Here is a 15,482-nt window from a genome sequence, read left to right as displayed (position 1 = left end):
TAGTCCATGTTTTCACAAGACTGCCGTGAGCGCCTGAGCGGGCCGTCAGTTACAGACGACCCAACGGTTGCCGTCACGGGTCAGGGCCCAGGTCGAGACCCGCTCGCCCGCTCCGCCGCCGGTGATCGTCACGTCGGCCCTGGCGCGATCGCCGTTGACCACGACCCCGTCCACACCCTTCAGTTCGACCGTCCCGTCGACTCCGGCCATCGGACCAGTGCTCGAATTGAAGCTCGCGCAGGTCAGGGTCTTGACCGTCTCCGCGTCATTTCGATTCTCGGCATCGACGTAGTCGGTGACGGAGCGGCTCACGCGGTCAGACTCGGTGACGTTCTCCTCGGCCGGCGAGATCCACGATGCGACGAAGATTCCACCCAGGATCAAGGCGACGATGGCAACAGCCAAGAGGAACGGCCCCGCAGACGCCTTCTTGCCATCGATGTTGTCGGATTCGCGAAGCTCGTCACTCATAACGCCAATACTCCCCCACAACTTGAAATTGTGGCCCGTCAAGGACCAGGCCCCTACCCCGAATACCCGAGACAACGGGAGAATGGGAAGAAAGAATAGGTTTACCCACAACCGATCGAGTGAGAGTGTGGATCCGTTCGGCCGCAACCGAGGCACTGTGCTTAGGTTCGGCTAAATTGGATACTTGTCGATATGTTGTCCGAACTTCGAAGAAGGTAGCTGTCCTCACGATGACTGACTCCAACCGCCCACTCCGGGTCGCGATCGTCGGCGCCGGCCCCGCCGGCATCTACGCCGCCGACGCCCTCATGAAATCCGACACCGCAGTCTCCGGCCGCGGCGTCAGCATCGACCTCTTCGAGCGCATGCCCGCGCCCTTCGGCCTGATTCGTTACGGCGTCGCGCCTGATCATCCGCGCATCAAGGGCATCATCACCGCCCTGCACAAGGTGCTCGACAAGCCTCAGGTACGCCTGCTCGGCAACATCGACTACGGCACCGACATCACCCTCGACGACCTGCAGTCGTTCTACGACGCGGTCATCTTCTCGACCGGCGCCAACGCCGACCGCGCGCTCGGCATCCCGGGTATCGAACTCGACGGCAGCTATGGCGCGGCCGACTTCGTCTCCTGGTACGACGGCCACCCCGACGTACCGCGTACGTGGCCGCTCGAAGCCGAGAAGGTCGCTGTCCTCGGCGTGGGCAACGTTGCGCTCGACATCGCCCGCGTCCTCGCCAAGACCGGCGACGAACTGCTGCCGACCGAGATCCCCGCCAACGTCTACGAGGGCCTCAAGAACAACAAGGCCGTCGAGGTTCACGTCTTCGGACGCCGTGGCCCGGCCCAGGCCAAGTTCACGCCTCTCGAACTGCGTGAGCTCGACCATTCCCCGACCATCGAGGTCATCGTCGACCCCGAGGACATCGACTACGACGAGGGCTCCGAGCAGGCTCGCCGCAACTCCAAGCAGGTCGACATGGTTGCGAACACGCTGCAGGACTGGGCAATCCGCGACGTCGGAGCCCGCCCCCACAAGCTGTTCCTGCACTTCTTCGAATCTCCCACGGAGATCCTCGGTGAAGACGGCAAGGTCGTCGGCCTGCGCACCGAGCGCACTCAGCTCGACGGCACCGGCAACGTCAAGGGCACCGGCACGTACAAGGACTGGGATGTCCAGGCCGTGTACCGCGCCGTCGGTTACCTCTCGCAGAACGTCACGCAGCTGCCGTTCGACGACCAGGCGGGCACCGTCCCCAACGACGCCGGACGCGTCGTCGCCGACGACAACGCCGAGGGCGCAGCCCGGTTCATGCCGGCCACCTACGTCACCGGCTGGATCAAGCGCGGCCCCGTCGGCCTCATCGGCCACACGAAGGGTGACGCCAACGAAACCGTCGCGAATCTTCTCGAGGATTCCGTCGGCTTCGCCGGCGCCGCGAACCCCGACGAGAACGCCGTCATCGAGTTCCTCGAAGGCAAGCAGGTGCCGTACACGACCTGGCAGGGCTGGTACCGCCTCGACGCGCACGAGCGCAGCCTGGGCGAGCCCGAAGGCCGTGAGCGCATCAAGGTCGTCGAGCGTCACGACATGCTGAAGGCGTCCGAGCCCGACCGCGCGAACTGAGTGCGCAGAAGTAACTGAACAGAAGCCCTCCACCGGCCCGACGCGACCCAGGTCACATCGGGCCGGTGGTGTGTGCGGGAACCCAAGGCAACAGGGCAAAATAGACCCCGTGTTTGACGCCCACGTGCATATCATCGACCCGCGCTTCCCGCTGGTCGAGAATCACGGGTACCTGCCTGAGCCCTTCACCGTGGCCGATTACCGGGCCCGGCTTGCCTCACTGAAGGGCCTGAGTGTTGACGGCGGCGCTGTGGTGACCGCGTCGTACCAGGGCAATGACCAGGAATACCTGAAAGCCGCCTTGTCCGAGCTCGGCGAAGGCTGGGTGGGCGTCACTGCTTTGCCGCTCGATGCGACGGATGAAGACATCGTTGCGCTGGACGCGCTGGGAGTGCGCGCCGTCCGATTCAATCTGCGCCGAGGCGCCACCGACCTGCGTCTACTCGCCGATCTCGCCAACCGGGCATTCGATCTGGTCGGCTGGCACGCCGAGTTCTACGTCGATGCCACGCTGTTGCTGTCGCTGGAACCCGTCTTCGCCAAATTGCCGGCGGTGAGCATCGACCACTTGGGAATGTCCACCCGCGGACTGCCGTATCTCCTGAACCTCGTCGACCGCGGGGTACGCGTCAAAGCCACCGGGTTCGGCCGCACCACCATCTCCGACGTCGGCGACGTGCTTCGCCAGATCCACGCGGTCAACCCCGCTGCGCTGATGTTCGGCACCGATCTACCCGGCACACGGGCACGTCGAGCGTTCGAGGTCCACGACCTGGACGTGATCGCCGAAGCTGTCGGCGACGACCTGTCCGCGGTCATGTGCGACAACGCCCGCTCCTGGTACCGCTGCGCTCAAGTGAACGCGACGGCTCCCAGCCACAGCCCCGCCGCGATCAGCGCTCCGAACAGTTCCACCAGCATGGACAATCCGACTGCCTTCACCGCGTGAAGCGTCGACGACCAGGCGATGTCGTAACGGCGCAGTCGCGCTAGTTCGGCGAAATACGTTCCGACGATGAATCCGAGGAACAAGCCCACGACCGGAATCACGAAGAACCCGATGATGCCGACGACGCCGCCGACCACCACCGACAGGTTGGGCACTCCCCCGGACTTCATCCGCTTGCCTGGCCAGGTGTACTTCACGATCCCGGTGACCACCAGTGCCAGCGTGGACAGCGCGAACACCGTCCACGCCGTCGCGCCACCGGTCATGATCGCCCACACCAGAATTGCACCGAAAACGAGAAGTGTCCCCGGAAGAATCGGAACGACGACACCGATCAGACCGACCAGGATGACCAGCCCGACGAGGACCTCGGCCACAGGACTCATCCGACGGGACGCACCTTCGACGCGGCCTCGCGAGCACGGGCGCGTGCAGTCGGCACATCGGCGGCCGTCGACACTGCAACACCCATGCGACGACGCGTGAAGCTCTCGGGCTTGCCGAAGAGCCGCAGGTCCGTCTCGGGAACCGAGAGTGCCTCGGCGACGCCGTCGAATCCGATCCCCTTGGCCTCCATTCCGCCGTAGATCACCGCCGATGCTCCCGGAACCGTGAGCGTCGTGTCGACCGGCAATCCCAGGATCGCGCGGGCATGCAGCTCGAACTCCGAAAGTCGCTGCGTCCGCAGAGTCACCAATCCGGTGTCGTGCGGCCGTGGGCTCACTTCGGAGAAGAAGACGTCGTCGCCCTTCACGAATAGCTCGACGCCGAAGATGCCTCGCCCGCCCAGAGCCGTGGTCACCTTCTCGGCGACGTCTCGGGCCGAGGCGAGGGCAACTGCGGACATCTGCTGCGGCTGCCACGATTCGATGTAGTCACCGGCTTCCTGCAGGTGCCCGATCGGCTCGCAGAACGACGTCTCGACCTGACCGCTCTCACCGACGGCGCGAACCGTCAATTGTGTTATCTCGTAATCGAAATCGACAAAACCCTCGACGATCACCCGGCCGTGATTCACACGACCTCCGGCCATCGCGTAATCCCATGCGGCGTCGAGATCTTCGGCGGATCGAACCGTCGACTGTCCCTTCCCCGACGAGGACATGACGGGCTTGATGACGCATGGGAAACCGATTCGGTCTGTCGCTGCCTGCACTTCGGCAAGCGAGTCCGCGAAAGCGTACGGCGAAGTGGGCAGGCCCAACTCCTCGGCCGCGAGCCGACGGATCCCCTCACGGTTCATCGTGAGCTGGGTGGCGCGGGCGGTCGGAATGACCACCGCGGCCCCGCGTTCTTCAACGAGTGCAAGCGCATCCGTCGCAATGGCCTCGATCTCGGGAACCACGAAGTGAGGCTTTTCCAACTCGATGACGGCAAGCAGCGCTTCCGGATCGGTCATGTCGACGGTATGCGCACGATGAGCCACCTGGTGGCCAGGGGCATCGGGATACCGATCCACCGCAATCACTTCGACGCCCAGACGCTGCAACGCGATGACAACTTCCTTACCCAACTCGCCTGATCCCAACATCATCACGCGGATGGAGTTCTCGGTCAGGGGAGTTCCGAATCGGAGCGGAAGCGTCGGCAGGGGCGAAGGCGTCGAATCAAGCTGCATGGGTGCGACTATATGCCAATCCCGATGCAGGTCAGCGCGGTTATCGGCCGTCCACCACACCTTCGCGGCCAAATCCTCGCCTGATCGTTCGTGGTATGTCAGGTTTGCGATAGGTGCGGGTGGCCATATCCGGCTCGGAATTCCGTTGCGGCAATGCATCGTTGCCGAGCCGGCGCACTTTCACGAGGTTGCGCCCGGCGCGCTTGGCTTCGTACAGAGCCTCGTCCGCGACGCTCATGAGGGTGGTCAACGTCGGCGTCGCATGATCGACCCACGCGACGCCGACACTGACGGTGCTCGTCACTTCTGATTCGGCCGAGTACTCGACTTGCGCGCCGCGGACCGCCTCGGCCACATCGACTGCTCGCGCGTAGCTGCAGTCCGGAAGCAGAATGGCGAACTCCTCGCCGCCGAGCCTTCCGATCAGATCGCCGTCGGACAATCGGTCAGCGGCCCGTTCGGCGAAGTTCGCGAGAACGCTGTCACCGGTCATATGTCCATGCGTGTCGTTGATGCTCTTGAAGTGGTCCAGGTCGAGCATCAGCAGGCCGACCGGGGATTGTGTGCGGGCCGCGGCGGCAAGCTCCGATTCCGCATGCCCGAGAAACGCACCACGCGAGAGGACCCCGGTCAGATGGTCGAATTCGACAGCAAGGAAGAGCTCACGCTCGGCAGCGCGACGTTCCTCGGTCGCACAGGCAACCGCGATCGGACCCAACGCGATCAGCGTGACGGCAATGGCCGTGATGACGTCCTCGTTCCACGTCGAGGCGGCTTGATCTCCGATATCGAGTCGACCGCTACCCGCCATCATGAGCGACCACACCGACCAGACCACGGAAACGAAGGCAGTGCTCGGAACCGAGATGCGAGTGGCGCACCAGAGGAGAGCCGGAATCGGAAGGACCAGCGCGATCGGCCCTTCGATGCTGAGGGCGATCGGCACGCAGGCTGCAGTGGCGAGTAGCGGAACGCTCATAGCGGCGACAGTTTTGGCGGTCAATTTGCTGCGGAACTCGGCAAGGCTCGACGGGATGGTGAGAGTGAGAATGAGAGGAAGGACCAGCAGGTACGCCATGACCTCGGTGGCGCCCCAGTGGAAAAACGTGTCGGTAAATGACTGACCGCGTAAGAGCCGGTCCAAGGCGCCGGCAGTGGCCGCGGTACCAGTCGCCGCGACGAACGAGACGAAGACCATCCACACCAGTGACTGCGAATCGACCAATCGGAACGGTGTGCGCTTCAAGTAGTACAGAACAAGAACACCGACTGTGACTCCGGCGAGGTTCGCCCCGTTCAACTGCACCGCAAGCGAGAGCGAGTTGCCGGTGATCAGGTCAGCGCAGACGTATCCGACAGCCGCAGCGATCCACGTCGGCCACTCGATCAGGACCGGCCATCTGACCATCATTCCCAGCAGAATGGCGTTGGCGCACCAGAATGTCGCGAGCAAACCTGGTGGGCGCGTGAGGATGCCGATCAACGAAGCCGCAAGTACAACGGCCAGCACTAGGAGAAGGCGCAGAAAGCGACTCGTCCCTACCATGCGTCACCTCGCGGTCGGCTACCTCTGAATTCGGGAGCACCGGACGTCGCGGTGACCGTATGCCGATGTCGTCGAACCATCGTACGCAGGTGCTGCCACTCACAGTTCTGTGTTCACATGCCAAAACGGCAACTACGAAAATCTCCGCAAACGCGGGTGCCCTCCGGCCACGACAGTGGACAGAGGGCACCTGCATGCAATCCGATTGGCAGAGCCGAATGGACCTGCCGGAAGGGATGACTACTCGGCAGATCCGCTGGACAGACCCGAGAGTGAACCGGTGGACGAGCCCTCGCCCTCGCCGGACAGCGATTCGGTGGGAACGGACTTGAGGAAAGCTCCGAGCGCGGTGAGCAGGGGTCCGAGGGTGCTGAGTGATCCGAACATAGGAGGTTCTCCTGTTTGTGAGGTGGTGTGATGTTCCAGCGCCATTCCGGCCGCAGGCGGTGGCCGAGATGGTTCGGGAACTTCTGCCGCGCGGATGGCTGAACCGCCCCCCGAACAACATCCCGAGCTGTGATGTAGCGCACTACCTTGGCGCTGCCTGCATTTATAGACCGACTGCTCACACTTGTCTAGCTACCGAATAGCTACCACCGTGAACTGTCGGTAACACCTTCTGGCATAATTGCAGTTCAGAGCCTGAATAGACAGTTCGAAATATCCAATAATGTGATTTAGCTCACAATTGAAATGCAGAAAGTGTGGCCCGCAGACAACCGCGAGCCACACTTTCGGACAAACGGGACTTACTTGTCAGCCGCCGATCCGGTACCCGGGGTGAGCGAGCCACCACCGAGTGCCGTGAACAGGTCCTTGAGTACCGGAATGAACGTCTTGACGACGCCGCTGAAGTCTTCGAACGAACCCATGTCGGGTCTCCTTATGTCGGGATGCAGTTGAAATGAAGTGGGGACCGAGAACTACTCGGCAGTGGAACCGGCCGAACCCGAGCCGTCTGCCGATCCCGCGTTCAACTTGGTCACGAACGCGAGAACGCTCTTGAGGAAGGCGTCGAGATTCTGAATCGAGGTCATGCGACTACTCCTGTGTTGTTTCGGAAGAATTGTTGTGGTCGAACGTCAGGAGTTCGAGCTCGCGGTGTCCAGCCCCTGAAGGGTCTTGAGCATGTTGACCAGGGGAAGAAGCTGGAGAATGCCCCAGCCCATGCCGTTGGCCTTGAGAAGGTTTCCGAGGGATCCCATGTGTGACTCCTTGCATGAATATCTATGACGCGGCGCACGTTTTGTTCGCTCCGCCCCTTTGTAGCCAAGCTAAATACGTACGTCCAGTTTGTTTCGATCCAAGTAAAACCGTGACATATTGGAGCAATGTGTAAACCGGCAGTTCAGGCCCTGTGACCTGAAACCAATCTCGAATTCAAGTGTGTTGGACATCACATTCGATTTGGACAAATGGTTGCAATCGTCAGAGTCGGTGCCAACCTCGACCACGATCTGTCATACCGTGTGCTTGTGATCAATCGCGAACGAGCGGCAACCGAAGCAACTCACCGGGAACCGTCGTGCTAGCAAAACTCCTCAAGGCGTACCTGCCGCCGTACCGCTGGTTGCTTGCCGGGGTCCTCGCACTTCAACTCTTCGGGGCCATCGCGTCGTTAGTCCTCCCCACGCTCAACGCTCGGATCATCGACGACGGTGTCGCCCGAGGCGACACCGGATTCATCATGTCCACCGGCGGGATCATGCTGCTGGTCTCGCTTGCGTCGATCATCGCGTCGGTCGCGTCGACCTATCTGGCGGCAAAATCGTCGATGGGCTTCGGCCACGACGTTCGAGGCGCCTTTTACAAAGCCGTCGGCAGCTTCTCTGATCGCGAATTCAACAGTTTCGGTGCGCCGACGCTGATCACACGGAACACCAACGACGTCCTGCAGATCCAGGCCCTGGTCATGCTGACGTCCTCGATGCTCGTCAGCGCCCCACTGATGTGTATCGGCGGCATCATCATGGCGCTGCGCGAGAACCTGCAGATGTCCTGGCTCCTGACGATTTCGGTACCACTGCTCGGCATCACCGTCTCGGTCGTGGTGGCCAAGCTGATCCCGCATTTCCGGACGATGCAGACGCGGATCGACAACATCAATCGATCACTGCGCGAACAGCTCACCGGTATGCGTGTCATTCGCGCCTTCGTTCGAGAACCCGACGAGACGATCCGCTTCGACAAAGCCAACAAGGAACTGACCGACACCTCGCTCCTCATCGGTCGCTACCAGGCGGTTCTGCTGCCCACCGTCATGTTGATCGCCAACCTGTCGAGCGTCGCGGTGCTGTGGTTCGGCGCGCATCTGGTCGATACCGGAGACATGCAGATCGGCCAGATCAGCGCCTTCCTCGCCTACGTCATGCAGATCCTGATGTCCGTGGTCATGGCGACCATGTTGGCCGTCGTGATCCCCCGCGCGGCCGTGTGTGCCGACCGCATCACCGAGGTACTCGACACCGAGCCGACCGTGCCCGCACCGGCCCAGCCCCTTCGCCCGACCAGCCCCTACGGCGTTGTCGAGTTCGGTGGAGCCGGATTCACGTATCCGGGAGCCGAAACGCCGGTCCTGTCGAATGTCTCGATGCGATGCATGCCAGGAACGGTCACCGCGATCGTTGGCAGTACCGGTAGTGGCAAATCGACCCTCGTCTCACTCATCCCCCGACTCTTCGACGTCACGGCCGGCGCCGTCTTGGTCGACGGCTTGGACGTGCGTGGCTGGGATCAGGACGAACTCTTCGCCAACTTCGGATACGTGCCCCAGAAGGCGTACCTGTTCGCCGGCACGATCGCGAGCAACATCCGCTACGGAAACCCGACCGCCACCGACGACGACATCTGGGCAGCCCTCACCATCGCCCAGGCAGACGACTTCGTCCGGGAACTGTCCGACGGTCTCGAGTCTCCGATCGCCCAGGGCGGCGGCAATCTCTCGGGCGGACAGAAACAACGTCTCGCCATCGCCAGAGCTGTGGTCCGCAGACCCCGGATCTTCGTCTTCGACGATTCGTTCTCCGCACTCGACATGCACACCGACGCCGCAGTCCGACGCGAACTCCGCACGGTCTCGACTCATTCGACGGTCATCATCGTCGCGCAGCGCGTCGCGTCCATCATCGATGCCGACCAGATCATGGTCCTCGAAGACGGCGCTCCGGTCGGTCTCGGCGACCATCAGTTCCTTCTGGCCAACTGTCCGACGTACCAAGAGATCGTGGCTTCCCAGATTCCCGCGGAGATGAGCGCATGACCAGCCCGCAGGACCCGACGTGGGGCAGCCCCAACAGCCAGTACTTCGACGATGCCCCGACGGTGGTGTTCGCCAAGATCCCGAGCGAACCTGAATCCGCGGACGGGGATGCGAAGTCGAGTAACCCCGAGAACCCCGACAAAGAGCCGAAGCCCGCGCTGACCGCGACGGACACCAAACCTCGCCACTTCAAGGCGACGATGAAGCGGCTTCTCTCGCTTCTGCAGCCACACAAGTTTGCGGTCGCCTGTGTCGTCGTTGCGACGATCGCCAGCATCGCGCTCTCCGTCGCGGTGCCGAAGATCCTCGGTCACGCGACAGACCTCATCTTCGCCGGGTTCATCGGCAAGAGCCTGCCCGCCGGACTGACCCGCGATCAGGCAGCAGAGGCGATCCGCGCATCAGGAAATTCGACGTTCGCCGACCTCGTCGCCAACTCGACCGACGTCGTTCCCGGTGTAGGTCTGAACTTCGACGCCATCGGCAAAGTCGTCATGCTCGCGATCGTCGTGTACTTGCTCTCGTCGCTACTTGCCTGGTTGGAAGCATTCCTCCTCAACATCATCGTCCAGAAGACCATCTACAACCTGCGTGCCTCGGTCGAGGCGAAGCTTCACCGTCTCCCCCTTCCATACTTCGACAAGACACCTCGCGGCGAGATCCTCAGCCGCGTCACCAACGACATCGACAACATCTCGTCGACGTTGTCGTCGACGTTGACCTCGCTCCTGACGTCGGTGCTCACCGTCCTCGGCGTCCTGACGATGATGTTCGTCATCTCTCCGATGCTCGCCCTGATCGCACTGATCGCGGTGCCGGTATCGGTGCTCCTCGTTGCCAGGGTCGCCAAGCGTGCACAGGTGTTGTACAAGGCTCAGTGGACCGAGACGGGCAAGATCAACGCACAGATCGAAGAGAACTACAGCGGTCGCGACCTGGTACGCGTGTACGGGCATCAGGCCGAAGCCGAGCGTGAATTCGCCGAGCAGAACAAGAAACTCCTCGACGCGTCCTTCGGCGCACAGTTCCTCTCCAGCCTGATCATGCCGGTCATGAACTTCGTCGGAAACATCACCTACGTGCTGCTCGCTGTGGTCGGCGCACTCAAGGTCGCCAGCGGCAACATGTCACTCGGTGACGTTCAGGCGTTCATCGTCTATTCGCGCCAGTTCAGCCAACCACTCACGCAGATCGCGTCCATGTCGACGAGCCTGCAGTCCGGAGCAGCGTCGGCCGAGCGGGTCTTCGAGCTTCTCGACGAACCCGAGCAGTCGCCCGACATCGACGTGCCACTAATGCCCGAGCCTGCCGGACGCCATCGCAACGTCGGACACATCGAGTTCGAGAACGTCTCGTTCCGCTACGAGCCGGACAAGCCGTTGATCGAGAACGTGTACCTGACGGCTCGGCCCGGGCAGATGGTCGCCATCGTCGGACCCACCGGTGCCGGCAAGACCACCTTGGTCAACCTGCTCATGCGCTTCTACGAAGTCGACTCGGGCCGAATCACTCTCGACGACGTCGACATCTCGCAGATGCGCCGCTCCGACTTGCGCAAGCACGTCGGCATGGTCCTGCAGGACACCTGGCTCTTCGGCGGAACGATCCGCGACAACATCGCGTACGGCCGGCTCGACGCCAGTGAATACGAGATCCACGAAGCCGCACGCGCTGCCTTCGTCGACCGCTTCATCCACACGCTCCCGGACGGGTACGACACCGTGCTGGACGAGGAGGCATCGAACATCAGCTCCGGCGAGAAGCAGCTCATCACGATTGCCCGAGCATTCCTGTCGGAGCCGTCGCTGCTGATTCTCGACGAGGCGACCAGCTCGGTCGACACACGTACGGAACAGCTTGTGCAGCAAGCAATGTCCGCGTTGCGCGTCGGGCGCACCAGCTTCATCATCGCGCACCGGCTCTCCACCATCCGTAACGCCGATCTGATCGTCGTGATGGAGGCGGGCAAGATCGTCGAGCAGGGCACACACGACGAACTCATCGCAGCGGCGGGCGCGTACTTCCGTCTCTACAACGCTCAGTTCGAGGGTGCCGCCGTCTAGTGATCGGCGCCTCCCTCGGCGGACACAGTGCCCCGGAGCACACCTGATCGATTCGACACGTTACCGTCGAGTCAGGAGTGTTGTCACCGTCTGAATTGGGAGTGCGTGTGTCTGCAGAAGCTGTGGAGAAGAAGGGCCCGCTCGCGGGCATTCGGATCGTGGAATTCGCTGGATTGGGACCGGGCCCGCACGCCGCGACGCTGTTGGCGGACATGGGCGCCGACATCGTCATCGTGCAGCGCGCAGGGCAGATTCCGCAGGACTCGAACGCAACCGACCAGATCAAGCGCGGCCGCCGCATCGTCGAGGCCAACCTGAAGGATCCGGCCGACGTCGCCAAGGTTCTCGATCTCCTGGGCCGCGCCGACGTCCTCATCGAGGGCTTCCGCCCCGGCGTCATGGAACGCATGGGACTCGGACCCGACGTGGTGTCGGAGCGCAATCCGCGCCTCGTGTACGCCCGTATGACGGGCTGGGGACAGGAAGGACCGCTTGCCAACGCCGCCGGTCACGACATCAACTACATCTCACTGACCGGTGTCCTCAACGCCATCGGACGCAAGGGTGAACGCCCCGTCCCGCCGCTCAACATGGTCGGCGATTTCGGCGGCGGTTCCATGTTCCTGATCTTCGGCATTCTGTCGGCTCTCGTCGAGCGCTCGACGTCCGGTAAGGGCCAGGTCGTCGACGCGGCGATGGTCGACGGAACCCTCGCGCTCTCGCACATGATGTGGGCATTCCGCGGTCGCGGCGTCTGGTCCGACGAGCGCGGCGTCAACCTCCTCGACACCGGCGCTCCGTTCTACGACACCTACGAGACCTCCGACGGCAAGTACATGGCCGTCGGATCCATCGAACCGCAGTTCTACGCATTGTTGCTCGAGGGCCTCGAACTCGATCCCGCGACGCTCCCTCACCAGATGGACACGTCCAAGTGGGACGACATGAAGACGCTCTTCACCGAAAAGTTCTTGTCCAAGACTCGCGACGAGTGGGCCAAGATCTTCCTCGGCACCGACGCCTGTGTCTCCCCTGTCCTGACTTTCGCCGAGGCTCCGTCCAACGAACACATCGCGGCCCGCGGTTCGCTCATCGAACTCGACGGCGTCACTCAGCATGCTCCCGCACCGCGCTTCTCGCGCACGCCCACCGCGACGCCCGCTGCGCCGGCGCGTGAGGCGACGGATATCGACACGGTCTGGACCTAGGGCCTTCGGCCCCGTGCGCGGTGAAGGAGCCTCAGGACTCTCTAACCACGCACGGGGCGTCAGCCCAACCTGTAGAACCTGAACATCTCGTGCTCGATCGGCAGCACGTCAACCCGCTCGAAACCGGCGGCCTTGGCATAGCTTTCGAGTGTCGAGTGCCTCATCACCGTCCCGGTGGCAACGCTCCCCGGATGCGACAGGCTGTCGGGCAGGCAGCACGTCAGCGAAAAGCCGTACAGCAATTGCTCGATCGGACCCGCCTCGGGATCGAACACATCTGCCGTTCGTTCGTCCATGACGATCACCGGGGCGCCCGGCTGGGCAATCGCCCGAGCCGTGGACAGAAATCCCACCGGATCCGGAACGTCGTGAAGGCATTCGAAAGCGAACACGGCATCGTAGGTCCCGGCATCGACTCGCCCGGCCTCAGGAGCCTGTCCGGCGACGTCGACCAACGAGAAATGTACTCGGTCGTCCACCCCACGATCGTGGGCGTTACGACGGGCAGCGTTCACCGATGCGGCGTCGACGTCGAAGCCGTGCACTTCGATCTTCGGGTATCCGAGGGCGAGCGCGATCGACGACCAGCCCTCCCCCATCCCGAGATCAGCGACCTGTCCGCCGCCGACAAGTATGGCGTGCAGGTCGGTGACTACCGGCAGGAACTGCTGACAGAGCTGCTGGAGATACATCGGCCGGTTCAGCAGCGCCTGGCCCTCGCGAGCATCGGGGCCCATCGATTCCCACGTGACTCCCCCGCCGTGACGATAAGCGTCGAGTAGACGCGGCATCGACGACGTCGTCGCGACGAACAGCCTCGCCAACGGCGCCAGGAAAAGCAGGTTCTCGTCGTCGACCAGAACATCGGCGTGGGCCTGCGGCAGGCTGTACCGGCGATCGGCATCCGAATTGACGTCCACATAACCGGCGACGGCCTGCTGCTCGAGCCACTCCCGCGCATACCTTTCGACGGTCCCTGTCCGGTCCGCCAGCTCCGTCGACGTGAGCGGGCCGTGATCGCTCAGCGCGCGGTACCAGCCCAGCCGGTCGCCCAGATACACAGCCTGCAGCTCCGACGCCCCGAGCGTGGCCGCGAACAATCGTTCTGCGAGCGCGTCCGCCGCACTTGTTCCCGCTGCGCCTGTACCGTCTACCGCCGTCATGCCCTACCTCCTGGTTTCACACCACTTTCAGGGTGTGTACCCAGTTCTCAGACGACGACCATTCGTTGGTCTGCCGTGTCGCGATCCGTCGCGAGGGTGTCGTACGCAGCGGCGATGGACGCGACGCCGCGAATGAGGTCCTCGGGAGAACGTGCGTACGGCACGCGGATGAATCGTTCGAACGCACCTTCGACGCCGAAACGGGGGCCGGCGGCAAGGAGTACGCCGAAGTTGGGTGCCACCGCCGCCAACGCCGTCGAGACTGGCGCGGACATTCGCATCCAGACCGACATTCCACCGGAGCCGATGGTGGGACGCCAGTCGGGCAGATGCTCTGCCACTGCACCGAGGAGTACCGCACGCTGTTCTCGCAGCACTTCGCGACGCTGTTCGAGCAACGAGCGGTCGTCGGCGAGCAAGTAAGCGGCTGCCAACTGATCCATGACGGGAGTACCGAGGTCGACCGCGGCACGCGCCCCCACCAACTGGGTGATGAGCGCGGCATCGGCGCGAATCCAACCGACACGTAGCCCGCCCCACAGCGACTTCGCGGTCGAACCGAGCGTCACCACTTCGGTTTTCGCCGCGCCTCGCCCATGTGAGGCGACCGGCGCCGGCGGCGGTGCGTCGAGCCACAGGTCCACCATCGTCTCGTCGACGACCAGAGTCATTCGCGTTTCGTGCGCAATCTTCGCAAGCTCGGCGCGGCCGGAAGAGTCCATGCAGAGGCCGGTCGGGTTGTGAAAGTCGGGAATCAGGTATGCCATTCTGGCAGCGGTTTGCCTTGCTGCACTTCGAATCCCGTCGAGATCCCAGGCTCCGGCCGCCGCGAACTCCGGTCGGACCGGAACCGGCACGGGCCGAGCGCCGTTTCGCCGAATCGCTTCCAGCGCATTGGGGTACGTCGGATGATCGACCAGCACTCGCTCGCCGGGTGAGGTGAGCACCGACAGCAACAATCGAAGCGCGTGCTGCGCACCCGAGGTCACCATGATCTGTTCGGCGGTGGTGGGTAGACCCCGCGCCGTGTAGCGCTGCGCGATCACGTCACGCAAGTCGGCGATCCCGACCGGTTCCATCCCGTGCGTGGGCAGGAAGTTCGGAAGTTCCTGCAGCGCAGACGCATACGCCAGTTCGACCTGGGCGGCGGGAGCTGCCATCGCCGCGTAACTGAGGTCGACGACGGGCCCACTCGGCCCCGGTTGATGGGAGCGGAACATCAACCCGTTCGGCCGCGCGCCGGCGGGCAAAGCTACGGTGCTTCGCGAGCCCTGCCGGCTGATCAGATACCCCTCGTCTCGTAGCACCGAGTACGACGACGTGATCGTGGTCCGACTGAGTTCGAGCACCGTCGCAAGTTCACGCTCACTCGGCAGTGCGACCCCCAGCGGAACGCGACCGTCGTGCACGAGCAGGCGGATACCGTCGGCAAGCGCACGGTACGCGGGCCTGCGCCCGGACTCTTCCTGCCAGGACCCCAGATCGCGCGCAAGCGAACGGGCACCGAGAACTCGAGTCATCATGCAGTCCAGTATCGACAACTTGGCTATGTAACTCAATACCAGTCGAGTTGATCA

Annotated in this window: 14 protein-coding genes; 5 read left to right on the top strand and 9 right to left on the bottom strand. The window is 63.1% G+C overall.

The window, feature by feature from the left end; all coding sequences use genetic code 11:
- Positions 1 to 45: 45 nt before the first annotated feature.
- The gene (locus tag RA302_RS07210; protein ID WP_019749485.1) at positions 46 to 471 is read right to left on the bottom strand and encodes a hypothetical protein; all 426 of its coding nucleotides are present in this window, start codon (positions 469 to 471) and stop codon (positions 46 to 48) included.
- Positions 472 to 701: 230 nt separating this feature from the next.
- On the opposite strand from RA302_RS07210, the gene RA302_RS07205 reads away from it, so the two are divergent.
- Both RA302_RS07205 and RA302_RS07200 read left to right on the top strand, forming a co-directional pair.
- Complete coding sequence (locus RA302_RS07205; protein WP_019749484.1) at positions 702 to 2,099, top strand: FAD-dependent oxidoreductase; 1,398 nt, start codon at positions 702 to 704, stop codon at positions 2,097 to 2,099.
- Positions 2,100 to 2,208: 109 nt separating this feature from the next.
- Positions 2,209 to 3,048, top strand: a complete 840-nt coding sequence (locus RA302_RS07200) for an amidohydrolase family protein (protein ID WP_024487914.1) — start codon at positions 2,209 to 2,211, stop codon at positions 3,046 to 3,048.
- Here RA302_RS07200 and RA302_RS07195 read toward each other — a convergent pair.
- The 6 genes from RA302_RS07195 to RA302_RS07170 form a co-directional block, all read right to left on the bottom strand.
- Entirely contained in the window at positions 2,952 to 3,434 is a 483-nt protein-coding gene (locus RA302_RS07195; protein ID WP_019749482.1) for a DUF456 domain-containing protein, read from the bottom strand. The genes RA302_RS07200 and RA302_RS07195 overlap by 97 nt on opposite strands.
- Positions 3,431 to 4,666: a formate-dependent phosphoribosylglycinamide formyltransferase gene (gene purT, locus RA302_RS07190; protein ID WP_020906658.1), complete on the bottom strand. Its 1,236-nt coding sequence runs from the start codon at positions 4,664 to 4,666 to the stop codon at positions 3,431 to 3,433. Before purT ends, RA302_RS07195 begins: the two co-directional genes overlap by 4 nt.
- Positions 4,667 to 4,706: 40 nt before the next feature.
- Positions 4,707 to 6,212, bottom strand: a complete 1,506-nt coding sequence (locus tag RA302_RS07185; RefSeq protein WP_249347071.1) for a GGDEF domain-containing protein — start codon at positions 6,210 to 6,212, stop codon at positions 4,707 to 4,709.
- A 240-nt stretch (positions 6,213 to 6,452) separates the two neighbouring features.
- Complete coding sequence (locus RA302_RS07180; RefSeq protein WP_003944356.1) at positions 6,453 to 6,599, bottom strand: hypothetical protein; 147 nt, start codon at positions 6,597 to 6,599, stop codon at positions 6,453 to 6,455.
- Between the two features lie 362 nt (positions 6,600 to 6,961).
- Positions 6,962 to 7,084 (bottom strand): hypothetical protein, encoded by a 123-nt coding sequence (locus RA302_RS07175; protein ID WP_019749478.1) that lies wholly within the window; start codon positions 7,082 to 7,084, stop codon positions 6,962 to 6,964.
- Between the two features lie 210 nt (positions 7,085 to 7,294).
- Positions 7,295 to 7,417 (bottom strand): hypothetical protein, encoded by a 123-nt coding sequence (locus tag RA302_RS07170; protein ID WP_003944443.1) that lies wholly within the window; start codon positions 7,415 to 7,417, stop codon positions 7,295 to 7,297.
- A 320-nt stretch (positions 7,418 to 7,737) separates the two neighbouring features.
- Between RA302_RS07170 and RA302_RS07165 the strand changes: the two genes are divergently transcribed.
- From RA302_RS07165 to RA302_RS07155, 3 genes are all read left to right on the top strand, one after another.
- A complete protein-coding gene (locus RA302_RS07165) occupies positions 7,738 to 9,471 on the top strand; it encodes an ABC transporter ATP-binding protein (protein WP_019749475.1) in 1,734 nt (577 codons plus the stop codon).
- Positions 9,468 to 11,534, top strand: coding sequence for an ABC transporter ATP-binding protein (locus RA302_RS07160; protein ID WP_338479948.1), 2,067 nt, complete (start codon positions 9,468 to 9,470; stop codon positions 11,532 to 11,534). Before RA302_RS07165 ends, RA302_RS07160 begins: the two co-directional genes overlap by 4 nt.
- Positions 11,535 to 11,641: 107 nt before the next feature.
- On the top strand, positions 11,642 to 12,742 hold the full coding sequence (locus RA302_RS07155) for a CaiB/BaiF CoA-transferase family protein (protein ID WP_020968820.1): 1,101 nt from the start codon (positions 11,642 to 11,644) through the stop codon (positions 12,740 to 12,742).
- A gap of 59 nt (positions 12,743 to 12,801) precedes the next feature.
- Here the strand turns inward: RA302_RS07155 and RA302_RS07150 are convergent, their stop codons facing one another.
- Both RA302_RS07150 and RA302_RS07145 read right to left on the bottom strand, forming a co-directional pair.
- Entirely contained in the window at positions 12,802 to 13,905 is a 1,104-nt protein-coding gene (locus RA302_RS07150) for a class I SAM-dependent methyltransferase (protein WP_042951098.1), read from the bottom strand.
- 47 nt (positions 13,906 to 13,952) lie between these two features.
- Complete coding sequence (locus RA302_RS07145) at positions 13,953 to 15,428, bottom strand: PLP-dependent aminotransferase family protein (RefSeq protein WP_050655050.1); 1,476 nt, start codon at positions 15,426 to 15,428, stop codon at positions 13,953 to 13,955.
- Positions 15,429 to 15,482 lie beyond the last annotated feature (54 nt).

It is taken from the genome of Rhodococcus sp. DN22 (assembly GCF_036669995.1).
Classification (GTDB): Bacteria; Actinomycetota; Actinomycetes; order Mycobacteriales; family Mycobacteriaceae; genus Rhodococcus_F; species Rhodococcus_F erythropolis.
The sequence above is the reverse complement of the archived record's forward strand: the minus strand, read 5'-3'. Positions and strand labels throughout refer to the sequence as shown.

Bases quoted from the DNA above. Each gene is read 5' to 3' on its own strand.
- RA302_RS07210 (WP_019749485.1), bottom strand. From the start codon at position 471: ATGAGTGACGAGCTTCGCGAATCCGACAACATCGATGGCAAGAAGGCG.
- RA302_RS07205 (WP_019749484.1), top strand. From the start codon at position 702: ATGACTGACTCCAACCGCCCACTCCGGGTCGCGATCGTCGGCGCCGGC.
- RA302_RS07195 (WP_019749482.1), bottom strand. From the start codon at position 3,434: ATGAGTCCTGTGGCCGAGGTCCTCGTCGGGCTGGTCATCCTGGTCGGT.
- purT (WP_020906658.1), bottom strand. From the start codon at position 4,666: ATGCAGCTTGATTCGACGCCTTCGCCCCTGCCGACGCTTCCGCTCCGA.
- RA302_RS07185 (WP_249347071.1), bottom strand. From the start codon at position 6,212: ATGGTAGGGACGAGTCGCTTTCTGCGCCTTCTCCTAGTGCTGGCCGTT.
- RA302_RS07180 (WP_003944356.1), bottom strand. From the start codon at position 6,599: ATGTTCGGATCACTCAGCACCCTCGGACCCCTGCTCACCGCGCTCGGA.
- RA302_RS07175 (WP_019749478.1), bottom strand. From the start codon at position 7,084: ATGGGTTCGTTCGAAGACTTCAGCGGCGTCGTCAAGACGTTCATTCCG.
- RA302_RS07170 (WP_003944443.1), bottom strand. From the start codon at position 7,417: ATGGGATCCCTCGGAAACCTTCTCAAGGCCAACGGCATGGGCTGGGGC.
- RA302_RS07160 (WP_338479948.1), top strand. From the start codon at position 9,468: ATGACCAGCCCGCAGGACCCGACGTGGGGCAGCCCCAACAGCCAGTAC.
- RA302_RS07150 (WP_042951098.1), bottom strand. From the start codon at position 13,905: ATGACGGCGGTAGACGGTACAGGCGCAGCGGGAACAAGTGCGGCGGAC.
- RA302_RS07145 (WP_050655050.1), bottom strand. From the start codon at position 15,428: ATGATGACTCGAGTTCTCGGTGCCCGTTCGCTTGCGCGCGATCTGGGG.